The sequence below is a fragment of the Pantoea sp. B270 genome (genome assembly GCF_018726825.1).
Classification (GTDB): Bacteria; Pseudomonadota; Gammaproteobacteria; order Enterobacterales; family Enterobacteriaceae; genus Pantoea; species Pantoea dispersa.
Window position 1 is genome coordinate 2,794,837 of the sequence record NZ_JAHCSX010000001.1, and the last position, 18,569, is coordinate 2,813,405.

Genomic DNA, 18,569 nt, shown 5'->3' on the forward strand with positions numbered 1-18,569 from the left:
CGGGCTTTTTTCGTTCGTAGCAAAAGAGGATGAGAACCTCCGAAGGAGGTTTGAGCCGAGCGCAGCGAGACAACGTTGCGTCAGCAACGGCCCGCAGGGCGCTTCTCGCAGAGAAGCGTAATCCTCTCTCGCCGACCATCATTTAAGAAACCTGCTTTGCAAAAAGCAGGTTTTTTTTCGTCTGTAGCAAAATAGGATGAGAACCTCCGAAGGAGGTTTGCGCCGGGCGCTGCGAAGGAAAAGCAGTCGGGGGAGTTGTCGCTATTACGCGACACCTAACCTGCTGATTTTTAACAGCCTTACCTTTCCTTGCACAGCCTGTCGCTCAGCGGAGACAGCTTTAAACCGGTCTGTCGCGTTTTCGCGACATCGTAACCGCTGTTAGCAGGCAGGGATTATCTAACTGACTGATATAAAATAACTTCCCGTGACTCATGCCATTCTGGCACGCTTTGTGCAATAATCTCTGCGTAGATGCTCATTCCACCTCTTATGTTTGCGGATGCAACATAAACCTAGGAATGATGCAGAGCCCCTTACGGTATCCGTTGTCCAGCTGGCAGTAACGTGCACGCGCTACTGCAGTAAGAAGGACATTACGTTGAGTCGGATACCATCAGTTGTCTTACCGACCTGATCTTACACCTGCTTCTGGCAGGTGTTTTTTTATCTGCCGTTCACGGATTGATGCCGTATTCCCTGCACGCTCTTTCAGGCAAAAAAAAGCCGGGACTGGCCCGGCGTGCACAAAAATAACAACAGTAAAATCAGGCGCCAGGATTGTTCTTCAGCGTCAGTAACAGACCTTCGCGACGCATTTTAGCCGCGTCTTCCGGGCGATGCAGGCGATCGTAAACGTCCGCCAGCCAGGCGTAGTCAAAGCCATCCGGACGCTGTGCCAGCGCCTGCTGGAAGGCTTCTGCGGCCTGCTGCCATTCACCGTGGCGCATCAGCAGCTGGCCGAGCGTGCTGTGCAACAGCGGCGTGGCGCCGTGCTGCTTAATCTGCTGACGCAGCGCTTTCTCCAGGGCCTGCGGGTCACCGCTTTTGATGCGCGGCATCAGCAGCACCAGCCGATCGTCATACTGACGCTTCAGCCCTTCCAGCACGATGCTTTGCGCTGTGTCCGGGTCGTCGCACTCGATCAAATGCTCAGCCATCGCCACCTGCAGCGCGGTCTCCTGACGGGTTTTACGACTCTGGTTCTGCCACCATTTTTTCAGGCCTTCGCTGCCCTGATCGGCCATAGCCTGATTCATCAGACCCAGCCACGCCTGCTGCTGCAGCGCGTTACGCTGGTTCTCATCGTTAATCTGCGCCTTCTGCATAGAGGGCAGGATATCCAGCAGTGCGCCCCAGGCGCCGGTGCGGATATAAGCCTGCTCGGCCAGACGCAGCACTTCCGGATGGCGCGGCGCCACTTCCAGCAGGCGATCGATACCGTGACGTGCGGCGTGATCTTCGTTACGCGCCAGCTGCAGTCGCACGCGGGTGATCTCAACCGGAATGGTATCGTTCTCGGAGAGCTCAGAGGCGCGCTCCAGGTGCTGGTTAGCACGGATTTCATCGCCGCGCTGCTGCGCTGCTTCCGCCGCCAGCAGATAGTTCGCCACCGGCTGATCGGCGTGATCGGCATTCTTTGACAGCAGCTTTTCTACCTGACGGTAATCACCTTCCGCCAGCTTCATCAGCGCGCTTTGCGTGTGACGCTGAGCGCTGCGACGTTTCCGCCCGGTGAACCAGCCGCGGGTGCGGGCGCCGGTGCGGAACAGGCGACGCAGAATCCATTCGACCAGCAGAATCACCAGCAGGCTGAGAATCAGGATGATGGCCAGACCGGTGACGCTGGTCTCAATGTTCCAGTTATCGGTCTGGATCAGCACGTAGCCCTGATGGCCGGCAACCATCGGCCCCAGCACAATGCCGGCAATCAGCAGCAGGAAAAGCACCAATACTTTCAGCATGGTTAGCCTCCCTGTTGATCAGCCGCAGCCGATGGCTGCGCCAGCAGATTGCGCACGCGCGTTTGCATCAGTTTTTCCAGCAGCGCCTGGCTCTCCAGCGTGTCCGGCACGTCCATCGAAATACTCTGCTGACTCAGCTCGTCGAGCTGGGCGAGGAAGGCTTTGGTTGCCGCATCGTTAGTGTCGTACCAGGCACGCACCCAGGTGGATACCGCATCGATGGACTGTTTGTAGATCTCATCCTGATGGCGCGGCACCGCCTGCGCGGCAATCAGCAGACGTGAACGGATGTTTTCGCGCAGATAAACATCCTGATTCGGTGCCAGCAGCGGCTGCGCGGTGTTATCGCGGCGGCGGATGGTGATGAAATCATCCATGAAGTTGTGCCAGCTCTTCACCAGATTCTGACGCCACTCGTGCAGCGAGCTGGAGAGCTCACCGCTGTCGGCATCCATCGGCGATTCATCGCTGTCGTTATCGGCCAGACGCAGATTATCCACGCCGTTCGATAACTGATTCAGCTTGAGGATGATGCCGTCGTAGTCCACCTGGCTGACCGCCGCCAGTGAACTGATGTCCTGGGTCAGCGCGCGGCGCACGTTCATGATGCTGGGATCGTTCATCTCCGCCAGGCTGGTGTCTGCGCTTTTCAGCAGCGCTGCCGCGGTGGTGACGTCCTGATCGCTCCACAGTTTGCGACCCGCCAGTTTGACGAGGTAGTCGGCCTGCGCCAGCAGCCAGGTGCGGGTATCGTTGCCGGAAATAGTGGCCACTTTTTCACGCAGCGTCTCCAGCTCTTTGGCGCTGTTATCCTGCTGGCTGCGTGCTTCCTGCAGCGCAGTATTGGCGTCCGCCAGCTGCTGCGAGAGCTGTTGTTTATCGCTGCCCAGTTGCTGCTGCAGGGCGCTCAGCTGCTCGCTCAGGTTCTGGTTAGTCTGAGCCTGTAAGTCGGCCTGGTGTTTCCCATTCAGGTAAAGTCCCGCGCCAATCGCCAGTGCAATGACAATTGCCACCGCGCTCAGCACCTTGCCGTCGCTCTTTTTTGCGCGAGGCGGCTGGCTGGCTGGCGTCGGGGAAGTGTCCGCAGGGGTGGTTTCTTCAACCATGGCGGAGGAGTCTTTTTGTTCCGTCATTGTGGCTCATCCCAATGTTAAGTTCAGCGTAACGCACGCAGCAGCGCGTCGTTATCCGCACCATCGGCTACCTCAATCTCCTGCCAGCCTAATTCGGCGGCCTGGGTAGCCAAACGTTCACTGACGACCAGCAGTCGACAGTGCAGCAGCCATTCCCGCCGATCGATTGGCGGAAACAGCGCAAACAGTTGTTGTAACATTTCACCGCTGGTCACCACCAGCGTGGTAATACCGCGATCGCGCCAGCGACGGCCTTCAATCGCGCCGTCGTACTGCTTTTCACAGCGCTGATAGCACTCACAGTATTGCACGTCCGCGCCGCGGGCGATCAGCGTCTCCGCCAGCAGTTCACGGCCCGGACTGCCGCGCAGAATCAGCGCACGCTTGCCGCTGACCTGCTGCAGGCGATTCAGTCGCACCAGCTCTTCGCTGGTTTCCCGCGCATGCGGATAGTCAACTTTCAGATTACTGACGGTGTGCAGCGCCAGCGCGGTGCTGCGACCAATGGCATAATAGTCGAGAAATGCCGGCCACGCGCTGCGCTGCTGCTGTAAAGCGGGCTGGGCAAAGTGCACCACCTGCTGCGACAGCAGAAATACCAGGTCACCGGGCTGCAGGGCGGCCAGCTTTAGCGGCAGTTGAGAGAGATCGCGACCCGGCGTGAATTCAATCAGCGGAAACGACCACGCCAGTTTGCCCTGGCTGCGCAGGCGCGCGACCAGTTCGCTGGCGGCGGGTTCCGGACGGGTCACGAGGATAGTCATGCGGGCGGCTGTCCCTGATAAACTTCACGCAGAATGTCGCGCGCGCCGCCGTCCAGCAGCTCTTCGGCCAGTGAAATCCCCATCTGTTCGGCCTGTTCACGCGGGCCGCGGCGTTCGCCCACCACCATCTGGCTGCCATCCGGCGCACCGACCAGGCCGCGTAGCCACAGCTGATCGTCTTCCAGCACGGCAAAACTGCCGATCGGCACCTGACAGCCGCCTTCGAGACGGGTATTCATGGCGCGCTCGGCGCGCACGCAGACGGCTGTGTCGCTGTGGTTCAGCGCCTGCAGCAGCGTAATTAACGGCTGATCGTCGAGGCGGCATTCAATGCCGACCGCGCCCTGGCCCACCGCCGGCAGGGAAAACTCCGCCGGCAGCGCCTGGCGAATGCGATCTTCCAGTCCAAGGCGTTTCAGCCCGGCGGCAGCAAGAATGATGGCGTCATACTCGCCGGCGTCCAGTTTGCTGAGACGCGTACCGACGTTACCGCGCAGCGAGCGGATCACCAGATCCGGGCGCCGTGCGCTGATCTGGCACTGGCGACGCAGGCTGGACGTGCCGACCACCGCGCCCTGCGGCAGCGCGTCGATCGAGGAATAATGATTCGAGACGAACGCGTCGCGCGGATCTTCGCGCTCGCAGATGGTCACTAGTCCCAGACCGTCGGGAAAATCGACCGGCACATCTTTCATGGAGTGCACCGCCATATCGGCACGGTTTTCCAGCATCGCCAGCTCAAGCTCTTTGACAAACAGTCCCTTGCCACCCACTTTCGCCAGCGGCGTATCAAGGATGACATCACCTTTGGTGACCATCGGCACCAGCTCAACCTGCAAGCCGGGATGCGCAGCCATCAGGCGCTGTTGGACATATTGTGCCTGCCACAAGGCAAGCGGGCTTTGCCTGGTAGCAATTCTGAAAATTTTGTTTAACATGCTGTTAACCATTTTGATCGTTCATCGATTATCCTATCATTGATAGGGGAATGCTGTCAGTTTCAACGGATTGACCAGGCTGCAATCTCAGACCGGAGCCCGCTTTTTACGGCGTCAGATTCTGAGGCTGGAGTCCGAAAATGCAGGGCTACGTTTGGAACGTGCTAAACTGTCAGGTAGCGCAACTTTCTTTACGGTCAATCTTCCAGGTGTTAGATTGATCACGTTTCCAGCAATAATTTGCCCGACATCTTTATTATTAAGCGGCAGATTTTGGAAACAGGGTGCTTAACACTGGGACAATCAGGCGAAACGTCTTGTACCTCTACATTGAGACACTGAAACAGAGACTGGATGCGATTAACCAGCTGCGTGTAGATCGCGCACTGGCTGCCATGGGACCTGCTTTCCAGCACGTCTACAGTCTGCTGCCAACATTACTGCATTATCATCATCCGCTGATGCCGGGTTACCTTGAAGGTAGCGTTCCCCATGGCGTCAGCTTCTTTGCGCCTGATGAAAACCAGCAGCAGCTGCTGCAACAGTTAGCGGGCGACCATCCGCTCGAACTCAGCAGCGCGGTGAAGGGCGAACTGCCTATCACCGGCATCTACTCGATGGGCAGCACCTCGTCCGTCGGCCAGAACAGCGTCTCCGATCTCGACATCTGGGTATGCCATCAGTCATGGCTGGATAACGAAGAGCGTCTCAACCTGCAGCGCAAGTGTACGCTCCTGCAAAAATGGTGTGTGTCGCTGGGTGTGGAAGTCAGCTTCTTCCTGATCGACGAAAACCGCTTCCGCCATAATGAGAGCGGCAGCCTCGGCGGTGAAGACTGCGGTTCTACCCAACATATTTTACTGCTGGATGAGTTCTACCGTACCGCCGTGCGCATGGCGGGCAAACGCATTCTGTGGAACATGGTGCCTGGCGAAGAAGAACATCACTACGACGATTACGTAATGTCGCTCTATTCACAGGGCGTGCTGACGCCGAATGAGTGGCTGGATCTCGGCGGTCTCGGCACGCTGTCGGCGGAAGAGTATTTCGGTGCCAGCCTGTGGCAGCTGTATAAAAGTATCGATTCGCCGTACAAAGCGGTGCTGAAAACCCTGCTGCTGGAAGCTTACAGCTGGGAATACCCAAACACGCAGCTGCTGGCGATGGATATCAAACAGCGGCTGCACGACGGCGAAATTGTCTGCTTCGGTCTCGATCCCTACTGCATGATGCTGGAGCGCGTGACGCGCTATCTGACCAGCGTCGATGACACCGCGCGCCTCGACCTGGTGCGCCGCTGTTTTTACCTCAAAGTGTGCGAAAAACTCTCCAGCGAGGAGCAGCATCCGCGCGCGGGCTGGCGGCGTGAAATCCTGTCGCAGCTGGTGAAAGAGTGGGGCTGGGACGATGAGAAGCTGGCGGTGCTGGATAATCGCGCGCAGTGGAAAATCGAACGGGTGCGCGAGGCGCACAACGAGCTGCTGGATGCGATGATGCAGAGCTATCGCAACCTGATCCGTTTTGCCCGTCGCAACAATTTAAGCGTCAGCGCCAGCCCGCAGGACATCGGCGTGCTGACGCGTAAATTGTACGCCGCGTTTGAAGCGCTGCCGGGCAAAGTCACGCTGGTGAACCCGCAAATCTCACCCGATCTGTCGGAAGAGAACCTGACCTTTATTCATGTGCCGGCGGGGCGCGCCAACCGTGCCGGCTGGTATCTGTATAACCAGTCGCCGGACATGAGTTCAATCATCAGCCATCAGCCGCTGGAATATAACCGTTATCTCAACAAGTTAGTGGCATGGGCGTGGTTTAACGGACTGCTGACGCGCAAAACCCGTCTGCACATTAAGGGCAACGAGTTCTGCGATCTGCCGCGCCTGCAGGAGCTGGTCAACGATGTCTCCAGCCACTTCCCGCTGCGCCTGCCGGCACCGACGCCGAAAGCGCTCTACAGCCCGTGCGAAATCCGGCATCTGGCGATCATCGTTAACCTCGAACACGATCCGACCTCAGCGTTCCGCAATCAGGTGGTGCACTTCGACTTCCGCAAGCTGGATGTGTTTAGCTTTGGCCAGCAACAGCAGTGCCTGATCGGCAGCATCGATCTGCTGTACCGCAACTCGTGGAATGAAGTGCGCACGCTGCACTTCAGCGGCGAGCAGGCGATGATTGAAGCGCTGAAAACCATCCTGGGCAAAATGCATCAGGACGCCGCACCGCCGGACACGGTGGAAGTATTCTGCTACAGCCAGCATCTGCGCGGTCTGATTCGTACCCGCGTGCAGCAGCTGGTGTCGGAATGCATTGAGCTGCGCCTGTCGAGCACGCGTCAGGAGCCGGGCCGCTTTAAAGCGCTGCGCATGGCCGGTCAGACCTGGGGGCTGTTTTTCGAGCGCATGAGCGTCTCGGTGCAGAAGCTGGAAAACGCAGTCGAATTTTACGGCGCGATTTCCAACAACAAGCTGCACGGTTTGTCGATCAAAGTTGAATCGAACCAGACGCCGCTGCCGCCGGTGGTCAACGGCTATGCCAGCGAAGGCATCATTCAGTTCTTCTTTGAAGACACCAGTGATGATCGCGGCTTTAACATCTATATCCTCGATGAAAGCAACCGGGTGGAGGTGTATCACCATTGCGAAGGCAGCAAAGAGGAGCTGGTACGTGACGTCAGCCGCTTCTATTCGTCGTCGCACGATCGCTTTACCTACGGCTCGAGCTTTATCAATTTCAACCTGCCGCAGTTCTATCAGATTGTGCACGCCGGCGATCGCTTCCAGGTGATTCCGTTCCGCAGCCAGACGCTGACGCAGCTGTGCGCCACCCAGCCGGACAACGACAACGGCGACTTCCAGCCGCGCTACCAGATGCACTAAAGCCGCTGCGCTGAACGCAGTGGCCTGCCCCCGTTTCTGAACCTTCTGCCGGATATTTCCTGTTGCTTTTACAACGTCAACTGCGATGATAAGCAGCTGGGATTTGGATAAAAAGAGCAGACAGAATGATACGAGTGATGAGCCAGCTGGGTATGGCGCTGGCACTGGTCAGCCTGGTAGGCTGTGGCCTGAAAGGACCGCTGTATTTCCCGCCCAACGATCGGCCGCAACAGAAAAATCAGCCGGTGACTGAGCAGCAGCAGAAAGCAGCACAGGATGCGGATACCAGCGGCCTGGTCACCAGCAAACCGGCTGGCGTGCAGGCGAATTAAACCCGATGAGTCATCCGGCGGAGCAGAAAATGCAGTTCTCGAAAATGCACGGTCTCGGTAACGACTTTATGGTCGTCGATGCCGTGACGCAAAACGTCTTTTTTTCGCCGGAACTGATTCGCCGCCTGGCGGATCGGCATCTGGGGATCGGCTTCGATCAGTTGCTGATCGTCGAGCCACCTTACGATCCGGATCTCGATTTCCACTACCGCATCTTCAACGCTGACGGCAGCGAAGTGGCACAGTGCGGCAACGGCGCGCGCTGTTTTGCCCGCTTTGTTCGCCTCAAAGGGCTGACCAATAAAAGCGACATTCGCGTCAGCACCCAGACCGGCCGCATGGTACTGAGCGTCACCAGCGATGAGCTGGTACGCGTTAACATGGGCGAGCCCAACTTTGACCCGCAGCAGGTGCCGCTGCGCGCTAACAAGGCGGAAAACCTCTATCTGCAGCGCGTGGCCGAGCAGACCGTGATGTTTGGCGCGGTATCAATGGGCAATCCACACTGCGTGATCCAGGTTGAAAGTGTGAAAACCGCCGCGGTGGAGACGCTCGGTCCGGCACTGGAGAGCCATGAGCGCTTTCCCGAGCGCGTGAACGTCGGCTTTATGGAAGTGGTCAATCCGGAACACATCCGTCTGCGCGTGTATGAACGCGGCGCGGGCGAAACCCAGGCGTGCGGCAGCGGCGCCTGCGCCGCAGTGGCCTGCGGCATTCAGCAGGGCATTCTGGCGGAGAAAGTGCGCGTCGATCTGCCCGGCGGCACGCTGCATATCGCCTGGAAAGGGGCCGGTCAGCCGCTGTTTATGACCGGGCCAGCCACACACGTCTATGATGGGTTTATTCATCTATGAAAAATATCGAAGAGCAGACCGACAGCGCGGTTTTGCTGGACGATCAGGCGGTGAGCGCCTGGCTGCGTCACAACCCCGATTTCTTTATTCGCAATGCGCGCCAGGTTGAGCAAATGATGGTGCCGCATCCGGTGCGCGGCAGCGTATCGCTGGTGGAGTGGCATATGGCGCGTCAGCGCAACCACATCCAGCAGCTGGAAGAGGAGATCACGCTGCTGATGGAGCAGGCAACCGCCAATCATCAGCTGTTCGATCGCCTGCTGGCGTTGCAGAGCCATCTCGCGGCGGCCGATAGCCTGCAGGAGATGCTGACGCGCCTGCATCGCTGGGCGCGCGAGCTTGGCCTGGCGGGCGCTAATGTGCGGCTGTTCAGCGACCGCTGGCGCATCGGCGCACCCTCCGATTTCACCCAGCTTGGTCTGTCACGCCAGGCGTTTGAGCCGCTGCGCATCCAGCGCTTTGGTCAGCAGCATCACTACCTTGGCAGTCTGAACGGACCGGAGCTGCTGCTGCTGCTGCCGCAGGCAAAAGCCGTCGGATCGGTGGCGATGTCGCTGATGGGCGAGCAGGGCGATCTCGGCGTACTGATCTTCAGCAGCCGCGACAACCAGCACTATCAGGCGGGCATGGGCACGCTGCTGCTGCAGCATCTGGCACAAATGCTGCCCGACCTGCTGTCTCGCTGGGTTGAGCGCGCATGAGCAGCGCCAGCCCGCTGTTGCCGGCCGTTGAGGGCTTTCTGCGCTATCTGAAAGTCGAACGCCAGCTCAGCCCGCTGACGCAAAAAAATTACCAGCGCCAGCTGCAGGCGCTTATCGCCATGGCGGATGACATGCACATTACCGCGTGGTCGCAGCTGGAACCGGCACAGGTGCGCAGTCTGGCGGCGCGCAGCCGGCGCGGCGGCCTCGGGGCCAGCAGCCTGGCGCTGCGCATGTCGGCGCTGCGCAGTTTTCTCGACTGGCAGGTCAGTCAGGGCATGCTGACGGCCAATCCGGCCAAAGGTATCGCCACGCCGCGCAACGCACGGCATCTGCCAAAAAATATGGATGTCGACGAAGTCAGCCAACTGCTGGAGATCGACCTCGACGATCCGCTGGCGGTGCGCGACCGCGCCATGCTGGAAACCATGTACGGCGGCGGTTTACGTCTCGCTGAGCTGGTGGGCATCGACTGTCGTCATCTGGACCTGGAGAGCGGTGAAGTCTGGGTGCGCGGTAAAGGCAGCAAAGAGCGCCGCGTGCCGATTGGCGGCACCGCCGTCACCTGGCTGCAGCACTGGCTGCCGCTACGCAACTGCTTCGCGCCGCAGGATGATGCGGTTTTTGTGTCGACGCGCGGCAGCCGTATTTCGGCGCGCAATGTGCAGAAACGCTTCGCCGAATGGGGCATTAAGCAGGGCGTCGCCAGCCATATCCACCCGCATAAGCTGCGCCACTCGTTTGCTACCCATCTGCTGGAATCGAGCGGCGATCTGCGCGCGGTGCAGGAGTTGCTCGGCCACGCCAACCTCTCGACCACGCAAATCTATACCCACCTGGATTTCCAGCATCTGGCGTCGGTATACGATGCGGCACACCCGCGTGCCAAACGAGGAAAGTCTGAATGAAGTTTTATCGCCCGCTGGGCCCGATCAAAGCCATCACCTTCGATCTTGACGATACGCTGTATGACAACTATCCGGTGATCCGCAAAACCACGGCGGAATCGCACGCTGCGCTGCAGGCGTATCACCCGGCGCTGCACGAGTTTACGCCGGAAGATTATCAGGCGCTGCGCGATGAACTGCTGCTGCGTGAGCCGGAAATTTATCACGATGTCTCTGAGTGGCGTCGCCGCTCGGTAGAGCTGGCGCTGCTCAACGCCGGACTGCCGGCCGCGCAAGCCAGCGCAGGTGCCCGCGACGTGATGAGCGTGTTTCATCAGTGGCGCAGTGCGGTGGAGATGCCAGAAGAGACGCATCAGACGCTGGCCTGGCTCGGCGAGCGCGTGCCGCTGGTGGCGATCACCAATGGCAACGCCGACCCGCAAAAGCTCGGCATTGATCACTACTTCCAGTTCGCGCTGCGCGCCGGTCCGCACGGGCGCGCCAAGCCGTGGCAGGATATGTACCATCTGGCCGCCGAACGGTTGGGCATTGCGCCGCAGCATATTCTGCACGTCGGCGATGACCTGACCACCGACGTCGCCGGTGCGCTGCGCGCCGGTCTGCAGGCGTGCTGGATCAACCTGCGTGACGGCAATCTGATGAAGATTGATGACGCGCGCCTGTTGCCACACGTGGAAATTCATCAGTTGGCATCGCTGACCTCGCTGCTATAATGGCTGTAAATTTATCCAGTCGTATTCTGTATTCTGCAACGCGCGGCCGTGCAGGCTGTGTGTCACCAGCCTGATCGCTTAGCTGATTACGCCCTCGCAGATATCTGCCCTTGCCGCCAGGCGGCAACGCGAACGGTGCAGGATACGCATCCTACTTGCTTAAAACGGTGCTTATGGACGTTTCCGATCTGCTTAACGGCTTGAATGACAAACAGCGCGAAGCGGTCGCCGCGCCGCGCAGCAATCTGCTGGTGCTGGCCGGAGCAGGCAGCGGTAAAACCCGCGTGCTGGTGCATCGCATCGCCTGGCTGTTGTCGGTAGAGAACTGCTCGCCTTACTCAATCATGGCGGTGACCTTCACCAACAAGGCGGCGGCGGAGATGCGCCACCGTATCGACCAGCTGATCGGTACCAGCCAGGGCGGCATGTGGATTGGTACCTTCCACGGCCTGGCGCACCGTTTACTGCGCGCGCACCACCTGGATGCCGGGCTGCCGCAGGATTTCCAAATCCTCGACAGCGAAGATCAGTTGCGTCTGCTCAAGCGCCTGATCAAAGCCATGAACCTCGACGAGAAACAGTGGCCGGCGCGTCAGGGCATGTGGTACATCAACGGCAAAAAGGACGAAGGGCTGCGGCCTAAGCACATCGAAAGCTACGGCAATCCGGTGGAGCAGACGTGGCTGCGTATCTATCAGGCGTACCAGGAAGCCTGCGATCGCGCCGGGCTGGTCGACTTCGCCGAACTGCTGCTGCGGGCGCATGAGCTGTGGCTCAACAAGCCGCAGATTCTCAATCACTACCGTGAGCGCTTCAGCAATATTCTGGTGGACGAATTCCAGGACACCAACAACATTCAGTACGCGTGGATTCGCATGCTGGCAGGCGACAGCGGCCGGGTCATCATCGTTGGCGATGACGATCAGTCCATTTACGGCTGGCGCGGCGCGCAGGTGGAGAACATCCAGCGTTTCCTGCAGGATTTCCCAGGCGCGGAAACCATCCGTCTTGAGCAGAACTATCGCTCCACCAATAACATTCTGAAAGCAGCCAACGCCCTGATTGCCAATAACAATGGCCGTCTGGGGAAAGAGCTGTGGACCGACGGCAGCGACGGCGAAAAGATTTCACTGTATTGCGCGTTCAACGAGCTGGATGAAGCGCGCTTTGTCGTCAATCGCATCAAAACCTGGCATGAAAACGGCAACGCGCTGCAGGATTGCGCCATTCTCTACCGCAGCAATGCCCAGTCGCGCGTGCTGGAAGAGGCGCTGCTGCAGGGCAGCATGCCGTACCGCATTTATGGCGGCATGCGCTTCTTCGAGCGCCAGGAGATTAAAGATGCGCTGGCCTATCTGCGGCTGCTGGCCAACCGCAACGACGATGCGGCATTCGAGCGCGTGGTCAACACGCCGGTGCGCGGCGTTGGCGATCGCACGCTTGACGTGGTGCGACAGACCGCGCGTGAGCAGCAGCTGACGCTGTGGCAGGCCACGCGCGCACTGCTGCAATCCAAAGCGCTGGCTGGCCGTGCCGCCTCGGCGCTGCAGCGCTTCTGCGAGCTGGTGGATGCGCTGGCGACGGAAACCGCTGAGCTGCCGCTGCACGTACAGACCGATCGGGTGATTAAAGACTCCGGCCTGTGGCTGATGTATGAGCAGGAAAAGGGCGAAAAAGGCCAGGCGCGTATTGAAAACTTAGAGGAACTGGTCACCGCCACGCGCCAGTTCAGCTATCAGGACGAAGACGAAGATCTGATGCCGCTGCAGGCGTTTCTGTCGCACGCGGCGCTGGAAGCTGGCGAAGGCCAGGCGGACAAATGGCAGGATGCGGTGCAGCTGATGACGCTGCACTCGGCGAAAGGGCTGGAGTTCAGCCAGGTGTTTATCGTCGGCATGGAAGAGGGCATGTTCCCGAGCCAGATGTCGCTGGACGAAGGCGGCCGGCTGGAGGAGGAGCGTCGCCTGGCGTATGTCGGCGTGACGCGCGCGATGGAGAAGCTAACGCTCACCTACGCCGAAACCCGTCGCCTTTATGGTAAGGAAGTGTATCACCGGCCATCGCGTTTCATTGGTGAACTGCCGGAAGAGTGCGTGGAAGAGGTGCGGCTGCGCGCCAGCGTGAGCCGGCCGGTGAGCCATCAGCGCATGGGCACACCGGTGGCGAAAAGCGACAGCGGCTTCGCGCTCGGGCAGCGCGTGCGCCACGCTAAGTTCGGCGAAGGCACCATTATCAATCTGGAAGGCAGCGGCGAGCACAGCCGTCTGCAGGTGGCCTTTCAGGGTCAGGGCATTAAGTGGCTGGTGGCGGCTTACGCCCGGCTGGAAACCGTGTAGCGCGGTTGCGCTACCTTGACGACTTTTTCGTCTCAGCGTAACATGCGCGCACTATTATCATGAGAGGACAATGCCTTGGACGCGCCCAGTCGATGCTGGCTCTATACCCTGGTTAACAGGGACAATTTCTAAGGCTACCTCTTTAACGCGGGTAGCCTTAGCGGTTATCAGCGACCTCCCTTTTTGATCCCGTCGCACGAGTCAGCACTGATTTACCCTTGAAGCGAAAGTTTCCGCGTTCAGGCTTTGCCGTGCCCGTGGTGCCAGCAGCACTGCGGTTCACCGCCTTGTCCCATGTCGTCTGCAATGGGGAGTATTGCTATGCTGAGCGCATTTAAACTGGAGCGCGATCGCCTGACGCGCATCGAGCTGGAAGACAACAACGACAAACTCAACACCTCGGTGTGGGTCGATCTGATCGAGCCGGACGACAGCGAGCGTGAGCGCGTGCAGTCGGAACTGGGGCAGAGCCTGGCAACGCGCCCCGAGCTGGAGGACATTGAGGCCTCGGCGCGTTTCTTCGAGGACGAAGACGGCCTGCACATCCACTCCTTTTTCTTTTTTGAAGATGCTGAAGATCACGCCGGCAACTCCACCGTGGCGTTTACCATCCGCGAAGATCGTCTGTACACGCTGCGCGAGCGTGAGCTGCCGGCGTTCCGCCTGTACCGCATGCGCGCGCGCAATCAGCAGCTGACCGACGGCAACGCCTACGAGCTGCTGCTCGATCTGTTCGAAACCAAAATCGAGCAGTTGGCGGATGAGATCGAGAACATCTATAGCGCGCTGGAAAAACTCAGCCGCGTGATCATGGAAGGGCAGCAGGGCGAAGAGTACGACGACGCGCTGTCGCGCCTGGCGGAGCTGGAAGATATCGGCTGGAAAGTGCGTCTGTGCCTGATGGATACCCAGCGTGCGCTGAACTTCCTGGTGCGTAAAGCGCGGCTGCCGGGCAATCAGCTGGAGCAGGCGCGCGAGATCCTGCGCGACATCGAATCGCTGCTGCCGCACAACGAATCGCTGTTCCAGAAGGTTAACTTCCTGATGCAGGCGGCGATGGGCTTTATTAACATCGAGCAGAACCGCATCATCAAAATCTTCTCGGTGGTGTCCGTAGTGTTCCTGCCGCCGACGCTGGTTGCCTCCAGCTACGGTATGAACTTTGAGTTTATGCCGGAGCTGAAGTGGAGCTTTGGTTATCCCGGCGCGATTGGCCTGATGATCCTCGCCGGGCTGGCGCCGTATCTCTATTTCAAACGGAAGAACTGGCTGTAAGTTTACCTGGTGCGCATTAATGCGCACCCTACGGGTTAATGCACCGATTGTGTATTAATGGCGCACCCCACGTAAACGCACCGATTGTGTATTAATGCGCACCCTACGGGTTAACGCACCGGTTATGCATACATACCGTTAACTTCACGCGCGCGTTCTGTTCAACCTGCCAGGCCGTCGTAGGGTCGTCATTCATGACGACCGTCTCCATCGCTATCTGTGGCCTTACCCCTGACGCGCCAGCGCTAATCTGCTAACCTGTTGCCTCAACTCACTTTCTGATTTCCTCCTTATGGCGTGTTTCTCTTTGCGGCAGCAGTGGGCGCTGCTGCTGACGGCTTCGCTGGTGCTGGGCTGCCTGCTGCAGCTATTGCACCTGCCGGCCGCACTGCTTCTCGGTCCGATGATTGTCGGTACCATTATGGGTCTGAGCGGCGCAACTGTGCGCATCGACAAACGGCTGTTCGTGCTGGCGCAGGCGGTGCTGGGCTGCATGATCGGCCAGAGCCTGTCGCCTGCGATCCTCTCACCGCTGCTCGATGACTGGCCGGTGGTGCTGGCGGTGCTGCTGCTGACGCTGGCGGCCAGCGGGCTGTCCGGTTTTCTGCTGGTGCGCTTTAGCTCGCTGCCGGGACCGACCGGCGCGTGGGGATCGTCGCCGGGCGGCGCGTCCGCAATGGTGGCGATGGCGGGCGATTTCGGCGCCGACGTGCGGCTGGTGGCGTTTATGCAATATCTGCGCGTACTGTTTGTTGCTACCGCCGCGGCCGTGGTGGCCCGCATCGGCCTCGGCAACAGCGGTGCCGCCGCCCACATTGTCTGGCTGCCGCCGCTGCACAGTGGCTTCGCGCTGACGCTGCTGGTGATGGTGGTGGGCGCGTGGCTGGGGCAGAAACTGCGTATTCCGTCCGGCGCGCTGCTGCTGCCGGCGCTGATGGGTGCCACGCTGCACGGAACAGGTGTCGCGACGCTGCAGGTGCCGGAGTGGCTGCTGGCACTGGCCTATGCGCTGATCGGCTGGAGCGTTGGCCTGCGCTTTACCCGGCCGATCTTTTTGCTGGCGCTGCGCACGCTACCGCAAATGATCGCCTCGATTATCGGCTTGATGCTGTTGTGCGGGGGGCTGGCGTGGATGCTGACGCGCGTGCTGCACGTCGATCTGATGACCGCTTATCTGGCAACCAGCCCGGGCGGGCTGGATACGGTGGCGATTATTGCTGCTGGCAGCCGGGTCGATATCGCGTTTGTTATGGCGCTGCAGACGCTGCGTCTGTTTACCATTCTGCTCACTGGCCCGGCGATGGCCCGTTTTATCTCACGCTATGCGCACGCGCGTGCGGGCTGAAAACAGCAGCGCGTCCAGAATGAAGATCGCCAGCGCCAGCCAGATGAAGCCGAAGGTCACCATTTTATCCGGCGTCAGGCTCTCACCGTAAAACAGCACCGCCAGCAGGAACATCAGCGTCGGCCCCAGATACTGAAAGAAACCGACCGTCGACAGGCGCAGGCGCGCGCAGGCGGCGGCAAACAGCATCAGCGGAATGGTGGTAATGATGCCGGCGGCGATCAGCTTGATATTCAGGCTGAGCGGATTGGCGCTGAGGTGGCTGGTGGCGCTGTCAGCAAAGCCAAACAGATAGATGGCCGCCAGCGGGAACAGCCACGCGGTTTCAATCAGCATACCGCTCTGTGCATCAACCTGAATCTTCTTGCGCACCAGCCCGTACAGCGCGAAGCTCAGCGCCAGGCCGAGGCCGATGATCGGCAGCGAACCGAACTGCCACAGCTGCACCAGCACGCCGGTGGCCGCCAGCAGCACCGCCAGCCACTGCAGACGGCGGAAGCGCTCACGCAGAAACAGCATGCCAAACACCACGTTAATCAGTGGGTTGATAAAGTAGCCGAGGCTGGCCTCCAGCATATGCTGATTATTCACCGCCCAGATAAACAGCAGCCAGTTGCCGCCGATGGTCAGTGCGGTCAGCGCCAGCAGCAGCACTTTTTTCGGCTGGGCCAGCACGCTGCGCACCTGACGCCAGCTGCGGCTCAGGGTAATCAGTCCCAGCATAAACAGGGCCGACCAAATCACACGGTGGGTCATAATTTCTGTCGGAGGCACTTCTTTGACCAGCTTGAAGTAGGCCGGTGCGATGCCCCAGATAAAGTAAGCGCCCAGCGCATAAAAAATGCCCTGACGCGTTTGTTGCGTATCCATCATCTATTCCAGAAAGCGGCGAGTGTGGCAGGCCGCGCGAAGTTAACCAATAAGATAGGTCGCAGTCGCAGTGGCGATGTAATCGCCCTGCTGATTGTGCAATTCGACGCGCGCAACCGCGACTTTATTCCCGGCGCGCAGCAGGCTGCTGGTGGCGACAAAGCGCTCGCCGCGGCCCGGGCGCAGGTAGTCGACGCGCATATCAATGGTGCCCATGCGCGACAAGCGCTGACGCAGCTCCTCTTCGCTGATGCTCTGCTGGCGCGACAGCGCATGGCTGACGCACACCAGCCCGGCGGCAACATCCAGCACTGAGGCAATCACGCCACCGTGCAGAATCTGCTGCGCGGCGTTACCCACCAGCATGGTTTTATTGGCAAAGCCGAGTTCGGCGTAATCGGCTTCAAGGCGATCCAGCTCAAGGCCCAGTGCCTGATTAAACGGCATGTGATAGACAAAGATTTCGCCAATCAGCCGGCGCGCTTCCTGCTGTGTCAGCATCGGGGATGACATTTTTCCTGCCTTAAGATGTTAAAGAATTGTGTATATTATGCCGCGTTCGCGCCGCTTTCCAGTTTCAGAAATCCGCGCTAATCAACCACCGGGTTTGCGTGTAGAATGGCGTGCTTTTTGAACCGTCGCCCGACGATAACTTTTGCAGCGCTCTGGAGAATTCTATGCGTAAGCAGTACGCCTTGCTGGCCGCGGCATTTATGGTTCCTGCGCTGGCGCAGGCCGATGAAGCCACCGTGAAAGAGGTTCATGACGCACCAGCGGTGAAGGGCAGTATTATCGCTAACCTGCTGGAAAAACACGATAACCCATTCGTGCTTTATCCCTATGAAAATAACTATCTGCTTTACACCTACACCAGCGACATGAATAAAGAGGCGATTTCCTCTTACAACTGGGCAGACAAAGCGAAAAAGGATGAAGTAAAATTCCAGCTCAGCCTGGCGTTTCCGCTGTGGCGCGGCATTTTGGGTGACAACTCGGTGCTGGCCGCGTCGTATACTCAGCGCTCCTGGTGGCAGTTGTCGAACCGGGGGGCTTCATCACCGTTTCGTGAAACCAACTATGAGCCGCAGATTTTTCTCGGCTGGGCCACCGACTATTCACTGGGCGGCTGGACATTACGCGACGTCGAGCTGGGTCTGAATCATCAGTCAAATGGCCGTAGCGATCCCACGTCACGCAGCTGGAACCGCGCTTACGCCCGTCTGATGGCGGAGAACGGCAACTTCCTGGCGGAAATCAAACCCTGGTATCGTCTGCCGGAAAGTGCCAGCAACGACGATAACCCGGACATCACCAAATACATGGGCTACTACCGCGCGAAGCTGGGCTATATGCTCGGCGACAGCATTTTCAGCGTGGAAGGCAACTACAACTGGAATAGCGGCTACGGCGGTGCAACCTTCGCGTGGAGCTATCCGATTTCTGAACACGTGCGCTTTTACACGCAGCTGTTCAGCGGTTATGGTGAATCCCTTATTGACTATAACCATCGCCAGACGCGTCTTGGCGTCGGCGTAACGCTTAACGATCTGTTCTAACCAG

General features: G+C 59.2%; 16 protein-coding genes and 1 other RNA gene. 11 read left to right on the plus strand and 6 right to left on the minus strand.

Going from position 1 to position 18,569, the window contains the following annotated elements; all coding sequences use genetic code 11:
* The first annotated feature begins 8 nt into the window (after nucleotides 1-8).
* Nucleotides 9-138: non-coding RNA, RtT sRNA (locus tag KOL70_RS13355), on the plus strand.
* Nucleotides 139-767: 629 nt separating this feature from the next.
* On the opposite strand, the gene hemY is transcribed toward KOL70_RS13355, so the two are convergent.
* From hemY to hemC, 4 genes are read right to left on the minus strand one after another with little or no spacing between them, the layout of a single operon-like run.
* A complete protein-coding gene (hemY, locus tag KOL70_RS13360; protein WP_058775512.1) occupies nucleotides 768-1,964 on the minus strand; it encodes a protoheme IX biogenesis protein HemY in 1,197 nt (398 codons plus the stop codon).
* A gap of 2 nt (nucleotides 1,965-1,966) precedes the next feature.
* Entirely contained in the window at nucleotides 1,967-3,097 is a 1,131-nt protein-coding gene (hemX, locus tag KOL70_RS13365) for a uroporphyrinogen-III C-methyltransferase (protein ID WP_058758109.1), read from the minus strand.
* Between the two features lie 23 nt (nucleotides 3,098-3,120).
* Nucleotides 3,121-3,861, minus strand: a complete 741-nt coding sequence (hemD, locus tag KOL70_RS13370; RefSeq protein ID WP_021506976.1) for a uroporphyrinogen-III synthase — start codon at nucleotides 3,859-3,861, stop codon at nucleotides 3,121-3,123.
* Nucleotides 3,858-4,799, minus strand: a complete 942-nt coding sequence (gene hemC, locus KOL70_RS13375) for a hydroxymethylbilane synthase (RefSeq protein ID WP_031279613.1) — start codon at nucleotides 4,797-4,799, stop codon at nucleotides 3,858-3,860. Before hemC ends, hemD begins: the two co-directional genes overlap by 4 nt.
* Nucleotides 4,800-5,116: 317 nt before the next feature.
* Between hemC and KOL70_RS13380 the strand changes: the two genes are divergently transcribed.
* The 9 genes from KOL70_RS13380 (at nucleotide 5,117) to KOL70_RS13420 (ending at nucleotide 16,139) form a co-directional block, all read left to right on the plus strand.
* Nucleotides 5,117-7,675 carry a class I adenylate cyclase gene (locus tag KOL70_RS13380; RefSeq protein WP_058758111.1) on the plus strand — a complete coding sequence of 853 codons (2,559 nt, stop codon included), beginning with the start codon at nucleotides 5,117-5,119 and terminating at the stop codon, nucleotides 7,673-7,675.
* A gap of 125 nt (nucleotides 7,676-7,800) precedes the next feature.
* Complete coding sequence (locus KOL70_RS13385; protein ID WP_022548017.1) at nucleotides 7,801-8,007, plus strand: lipoprotein; 207 nt, start codon at nucleotides 7,801-7,803, stop codon at nucleotides 8,005-8,007.
* A gap of 29 nt (nucleotides 8,008-8,036) precedes the next feature.
* Complete coding sequence (dapF, locus tag KOL70_RS13390) at nucleotides 8,037-8,861, plus strand: diaminopimelate epimerase (protein WP_031279612.1); 825 nt, start codon at nucleotides 8,037-8,039, stop codon at nucleotides 8,859-8,861.
* A complete protein-coding gene (locus KOL70_RS13395) occupies nucleotides 8,858-9,562 on the plus strand; it encodes a DUF484 domain-containing protein (RefSeq protein ID WP_021506972.1) in 705 nt (234 codons plus the stop codon). The genes dapF and KOL70_RS13395 overlap by 4 nt, the downstream gene beginning before the upstream one ends.
* Complete coding sequence (gene xerC, locus KOL70_RS13400) at nucleotides 9,559-10,470, plus strand: tyrosine recombinase XerC (protein WP_215480779.1); 912 nt, start codon at nucleotides 9,559-9,561, stop codon at nucleotides 10,468-10,470. Before KOL70_RS13395 ends, xerC begins: the two co-directional genes overlap by 4 nt.
* Complete coding sequence (gene yigB, locus KOL70_RS13405) at nucleotides 10,467-11,183, plus strand: 5-amino-6-(5-phospho-D-ribitylamino)uracil phosphatase YigB (RefSeq protein ID WP_104189200.1); 717 nt, start codon at nucleotides 10,467-10,469, stop codon at nucleotides 11,181-11,183. Before xerC ends, yigB begins: the two co-directional genes overlap by 4 nt.
* 173 nt (nucleotides 11,184-11,356) lie before the next feature.
* A complete protein-coding gene (uvrD, locus tag KOL70_RS13410; protein WP_021506969.1) occupies nucleotides 11,357-13,519 on the plus strand; it encodes a DNA helicase II in 2,163 nt (720 codons plus the stop codon).
* 321 nt (nucleotides 13,520-13,840) lie between these two features.
* Nucleotides 13,841-14,794, plus strand: a complete 954-nt coding sequence (gene corA / locus KOL70_RS13415; protein ID WP_010617090.1) for a magnesium/cobalt transporter CorA — start codon at nucleotides 13,841-13,843, stop codon at nucleotides 14,792-14,794.
* Between the two features lie 292 nt (nucleotides 14,795-15,086).
* Entirely contained in the window at nucleotides 15,087-16,139 is a 1,053-nt protein-coding gene (locus tag KOL70_RS13420) for an AbrB family transcriptional regulator (protein WP_215480780.1), read from the plus strand.
* Here KOL70_RS13420 and rarD read toward each other — a convergent pair.
* Complete coding sequence (gene rarD, locus KOL70_RS13425) at nucleotides 16,110-17,009, minus strand: EamA family transporter RarD (protein WP_152391574.1); 900 nt, start codon at nucleotides 17,007-17,009, stop codon at nucleotides 16,110-16,112. The two genes, KOL70_RS13420 and rarD, sit on opposite strands and share 30 nt — an antisense overlap.
* A 42-nt stretch (nucleotides 17,010-17,051) precedes the next feature.
* On the minus strand, nucleotides 17,052-17,522 hold the full coding sequence (locus KOL70_RS13430) for a thioesterase family protein (protein ID WP_031279610.1): 471 nt from the start codon (nucleotides 17,520-17,522) through the stop codon (nucleotides 17,052-17,054).
* A 164-nt stretch (nucleotides 17,523-17,686) separates the two neighbouring features.
* Between KOL70_RS13430 and pldA the strand changes: the two genes are divergently transcribed.
* Nucleotides 17,687-18,565, plus strand: coding sequence for a phospholipase A (gene pldA / locus KOL70_RS13435; protein WP_021506965.1), 879 nt, complete (start codon nucleotides 17,687-17,689; stop codon nucleotides 18,563-18,565).
* The last annotated feature ends 4 nt before the right edge of the window (nucleotides 18,566-18,569 follow it).